The sequence below is a fragment of the Hypericibacter sp. genome (genome assembly GCF_050729195.1).
Taxonomy (GTDB): domain Bacteria; phylum Pseudomonadota; class Alphaproteobacteria; order Dongiales; family Dongiaceae; genus Hypericibacter.
The window spans coordinates 1-4,348 of record NZ_JBOHKS010000037.1 but is presented as its reverse complement, the minus strand read 5'-3'; the positions used below and the strand labels follow the sequence as shown (position 1 = coordinate 4,348).

The following is a 4,348-nucleotide window of genomic DNA, read 5'->3' as shown; positions in this document are numbered from 1 at the left end:
CGGCAGGAAGGCGCCGCAGCCCAGCTCGAGCTGCACCGTCCAGCGCGGTTCCTTGTCGGCGGCCACGCCCATCGACATCGCGTCGCGGTGCTTGTGGAATTCGGCGATGGTGTCGGCCGCCTTCTGCTTCATGCCGGCCTCGCCATTCTGGGCGCGGCGCGCATAGCTCAAGGCCAGGAGCAGACGGATGTCGTTATTGGCATCCTTGGCCCCGAGCAGGGGTTCGAGCGTGTTGCAGGCCTCGACATGGCGGTCCTGCTGATGCAGCGCGAAGGCGAAGGCCCAGTAATACCAGGGCTCGAGCACGGGCTTCTTGGCCGGATCCTTCTCGTTGCTATAGAGCGCCATGGCGCGCGCGATCTCCGCCGCCGCGCCGTCGGCCCCGCCCTGATAGATCCAGCTTTCGGCGCGATCGATCAGCACATCGAGATAGTGCCCGCGCTCGACGGCGTTGCTGCCCTTGGGCAGGCCGCAGGTCTTCTCCAGCAGGTCGATCGAACGCTGATAGGCCGCATCCGCCAGCCCCATCTCGCCCCAGCCTTTCCAGCGGGCGCGGAACTTCATCGCATAGGCGAATTTCCATTGCACATACCAATCCTGGGCGCCGGCCTTCTGCGCCAGCTTGGCGAATTGCTTCGAGTTCCCGATCGGCGACAGGCCATCTTCGTAGCCGTCGAACCAGCCATTGCGCCAATCCTCGGTATAGATGCGCGCTGCGACCGCGTAATCCTGCGGTGTCGGGCTCTTGGCCAGCACCTTGCGGATCTCCTGGCGTGCCAAACGGTTTTGCGCGCGCGAATACTGTTCCATCGCCTTGAACGCGATGACCGTTCCGCGGCTGAATTTCAAGACCGACATAAAAACCCCCTGGAAGACGACGGCGCGGCCTCGACGGCACGCCCCCTCATAGGATTGGCATCATAACCCAGGGGCGCGGGACAAAGGAGGGCGTATCGCCGCTCCCGATTCGGCCCCTACGTTTTTGTAACAAAAGTTAGCGGTTGAGCCAGCGTCGCGCGATTCCCGCCATGGCTTCGACCATCACCTGGCCGGCCAGGAACGCGGTCATGCCCGCGGGGTCGTGTGGCGGGCTCACCGTATTGACGTCGATCGCGACGATGTCGAGACCGGCGAGACCGCGCAGGATGGTCAGACCCTCTGCCGCGCTGAGCCCGCCCCAGACCGGATTGGCCACGCCCGGTGCCGCCGACGGATCGAACACATCCATGTCCCAGCAGAGATAGACCGGCCTGCCGGCGAGCCTTTCGCGCAAATGCGCGAGCAGCGAATCGAGCCCGCGCCGGCGCAGCTCGTCCATCGGCACGACCTCGTAACCCATGGCGCGCGCCTCGGCCACGATCGGATCGACGTCGATGGCGCCGCGCGTGCCGACATGGAGCGAGTTCCTCACATCGATGATCCGTTCCTCGGCCGCATGGGTGAAGGTGTTGCCATTGTCATACTGGCCCCGGCCCCGGCCCCGGATCGGATAGGCGTCGGTGTGGGCGTCGAGATGCAGCACCGTCAGCCCCGGCCAGCGCCGGGCGACCGCGCGCAGCTGCGGCAGCGTGATGGCGCCGTCGCCGCCCATCGTCACCGGCACGGCGCCCGATGCGAGGATGGCGGCCACCGAATTCTCGATCGCGACGAAAGAGGGCTCGATCAGGCCCGGCGTCACGGCGGCATCGCCGCCATCGACCAGGCGCAAGGTCCGCACCAGATCGAAGCTCGCATCGGCCATGGCATCGGCCACCAGGGCCGAATGGGTGCGGATCGATTGCGGCCCCAGCCGGCAGCCGATCCGGGTCGGATGCTGTCCGCAATCGAAGGGGGCGCCCAGAATGACGGCGCGCGCATCGTTCGGCATCGGCTCGAAGGGAACATTGAGGAAGGTGCCGAGAACGCCTCGGGTCGTGGGCTGCTGGCTGGTCAAGGAGAACTCCCTCGCACGGACTTCAGGCCGTGGCAGCGTCCTCGCCAAGCCATTCGGCGCGCACCCCGGCATCGGACTCTAACGGGAGACGCGCGTCGCGCAAACCATGGAACGCGTCATCGTCCAACAGCCGTGTCAGGGCCCAGACCGCCATGGCGCGTACCAGAGGCGACGCGTCCTCGAGGCGCCGCGTGGCGGTTTGCGCCAGCGCGTCGTCTCCGCTGTTGCCGATCGCGATCAGCACATTGCGCAGGAAGCGGTCGCGGCCGGTGCGCTTGATCGCGGTGCCGGCGAAGAGCTGGCGGAAGCCGGCATCGTCGAGCTCGGCCAGATCGGCGAGGCGCGGCGCCGTGATCTCGGCCCGCGGCCAGAAGGCGTCATGCTTGCTGGCGCTGGCGAACTTGTTCCAGGGACAGACCGCCAGGCAATCGTCGCAGCCATAGATGCGATTGCCCATGGGGATCCGGAACTCGCGCGGGATATGGCCCTTATGCTCGATCGTCAGATAGGAGATGCAGCGCCTGGCATCGAGCTTATAGGGCGCGGGGAAGGCCGCGGTCGGGCAGACCTCGAGGCAGCGCTGGCATTGGCCGCAATGATCGCTCTCGGGTGCGTCGGGCTCGAGCGCCAGGTCGGTGAAGATCTCGCCGAGGAAGAGCCAGGAGCCGTGGGCGCGTGACACCAGGTTGGTGTGCTTGCCCTGCCAGCCGATGCCGGCGGCTTCTGCCAGCGGCTTCTCCATCACCGGGGCGGTGTCGACGAAGACCTTGACCGACGGCCCCAGCCTGTCGGTCATGATGCGCGCCAGGGCCTTGAGCCGGCTCTTGACCAGCTCGTGATAATCCTTGCCGCGCGCATAGACCGAGATGGTGCCGCGCTCGCGGCGTTCGAGCAGGGGCAGGGGGTCTTCGGCGGGTCCGTAATTCATCGCCAGCACGATCACGCTGCGGGCTTCGGGCCAGAGCGTTTGCGGATCGGCACGCTCCTCGCTGCGCGCAGCGAGCCAGCCCATATCGCCCTGCATGCCGCGCGCCAGGAAATCGACCAGGCCCTGGCGCGCGCGCGCGCCCTGCGTGGCCGGCGCGAAACCGACCGCGTCGAATCCCAGCGCCAGTGCCTGATCGCGGATCAGCGCCTTGGGATCGTCGATCGAGGGTCGGGCCGGTGCGATCAAGGGGCTCCTGTCTCCGGCGGTGTCGAGGACCCGCGGCGTCAGCCGCGTCCCCGGTAGGGCGCCACGCCCTGGTCCGGCAGCCAGAGGTCCTTCGGCGGCGCGCCGGTCTGCCAGAACACGTCGATGGGGATGCCGCCGCGCGGATACCAGTAGCCGGCGATCCGCAGCCAATGCGGCTTCAGCTCCTCGACCAGCCGCTTGCCGATCGCGACGGTGCAATCCTCATGAAAGGCGCCATGGTTGCGGAAGGATCCCAGATAGAGCTTCAGCGACTTGCTCTCGACGATCCAGGCCTTCGGCACATAGTCGATCACGATATGAGCGAAATCGGGCTGGCCGGTGACCGGGCAGATCGAGGTGAATTCCGGGCAGGCGAAGCGCACCAGATAGCGCTCGCGCGGCTGCGAGTTCGGGATGCGCTCCAGCACCGCCTCCTCGGGCGAGGCGGGGGGCTTGGTCGCGTGACCGAGTTGCTTCAACGAAGGGCGGGCTTTGCGTGCCATGAGGATTCTCTATGTCGAAGAGGCGAGGGGATCGGGCAGGGGGTCGATGTCGCCCCGTCGCTCGCCCTCGGCCACCTCGGCGGCGAAGGCGTCGAGCCTACCCGCCTCGATCGCGCCGCGCAAACCGGCCATCAGCGTCTGATAATGATGGAGATTATGGGCCGTGAGCAGCATCGGCCCCAGCATCTCCTCGGCCTTGAAGAGGTGATGCAGATATCCCCGTGAGTAATCGCGGCAGACCGGGCAGGCGCAATCGGCATCGACCGGCCGCGGGTCGTGAGCATGGCGCGCATTGCGGATATTGATGGTGCCGCGCCTTGTGAAGGCCTGGCCGGTGCGCCCCGAGCGCGTCGGCATCACGCAGTCGAACATGTCGATGCCGCGCTGGACGGCGCCGACGATATCGAGCGGCCGTCCCACGCCCATGAGATAGCGCGGGCGATCCTGAGGGAGGAACGGGATGGTGGCCTCGATCATGCGGAACATCATCTCCTGGCCCTCGCCGACCGCGAGCCCACCGATCGCATAGCCGTCATAGGCGATGCGGGTCAGCGCTTCCGAGGATTCGCGCCGCAGCTCGGGATAGACGCTGCCCTGCACGATCCCGAACAGGCCATAGCCCGGCCGGTCCTTGAAGGCCGTCTTGCAGCGCTCGGCCCAGCGCATCGAGCGGCGCATCGATTCGGCCGCGACCGGTTCCTCGGCCGGGAAGGGGGTGCATTCGTCGAAGGCCATGGT

Annotated in this window: 5 protein-coding genes; all 5 read right to left on the bottom strand. The window is 67.1% G+C overall.

The features are described 5' to 3' along the window. A partial coding sequence (locus ACREE8_RS02870; RefSeq protein ID WP_431571474.1) for a hypothetical protein occupies positions 1-858 on the bottom strand: 858 nt, incomplete at its 3' end. A 136-nt stretch (positions 859-994) separates the two neighbouring features. Further along, a complete protein-coding gene (locus ACREE8_RS02865; RefSeq protein ID WP_431571473.1) occupies positions 995-1,933 on the bottom strand; it encodes an arginase family protein in 939 nt (312 codons plus the stop codon). 22 nt (positions 1,934-1,955) lie between these two features. Further along, positions 1,956-3,104: a tRNA epoxyqueuosine(34) reductase QueG gene (queG, locus tag ACREE8_RS02860; protein WP_431571475.1), complete on the bottom strand. Its 1,149-nt coding sequence runs from the start codon at positions 3,102-3,104 to the stop codon at positions 1,956-1,958. A 41-nt stretch (positions 3,105-3,145) separates the two neighbouring features. Next, positions 3,146-3,610, bottom strand: a complete 465-nt coding sequence (gene queF, locus ACREE8_RS02855; RefSeq protein WP_431571472.1) for a preQ(1) synthase — start codon at positions 3,608-3,610, stop codon at positions 3,146-3,148. 9 nt (positions 3,611-3,619) lie between these two features. After that, a partial coding sequence (locus ACREE8_RS02850; protein ID WP_431571471.1) for a tRNA guanosine(34) transglycosylase Tgt occupies positions 3,620-4,348 on the bottom strand: 729 nt, incomplete at its 5' end.

Coding starts and splice junctions, on each gene's coding strand:
- queF (WP_431571472.1), bottom strand. CDS start 3,610: ATGGCACGCAAAGCCCGCCCTTCGTTGAAGCAACTCGGTCACGCGACC.